The organism is Hungatella sp. SL.1.14, assembly GCF_024460495.1.
Classification (GTDB): Bacteria; Bacillota; Clostridia; order Lachnospirales; family Lachnospiraceae; genus Hungatella; species Hungatella hathewayi.
This window is the reverse complement of record NZ_JANFYJ010000230.1, coordinates 1-317: the sequence shown is the minus strand read 5'-3', so window position 1 is coordinate 317 and position 317 is coordinate 1. Positions and strand designations below refer to the sequence as shown.

The 317-nt window shown below is 51.7% G+C and carries 1 pseudogene; it reads right to left on the bottom strand.

The annotated features are described in order from the left end of the window. Positions 1-51: 51 nt before the first annotated feature. Positions 52-317: pseudogene (locus tag NE473_RS30795) on the bottom strand (ABC transporter substrate-binding protein); the annotation flags it as partial.

Sequence of the window (317 nt, the reverse complement as noted above, 5' to 3'; positions counted from 1 at the left end):
TGGACCGTCTGCGAATTCCACAAGGTTTACGGTAATGCCTTCCTCATCAAATTAGCCTTTTTCCTTTGCCGTCATCACGGACCATAAGCTTCCGTAGTTAGGCATATATGCCACATTCATGGTAATCGGTTCTGCCTTGGCTTCTGTAGGCGCCTCTGTTGTCTCCTCTGCTTTTGTCTCTTCCTTCGTCGTCTCTGCCTGTGCCGCTGTAGTCGTCTCCGCCGGTGCCGCTGTTGTCGCTTCTGTCTTGCTGCTTCCGCAGCCTGCGAGTGATGCTGCTACCAGAGCCGCCATAATTAATGGTAATGCCTTCTTCA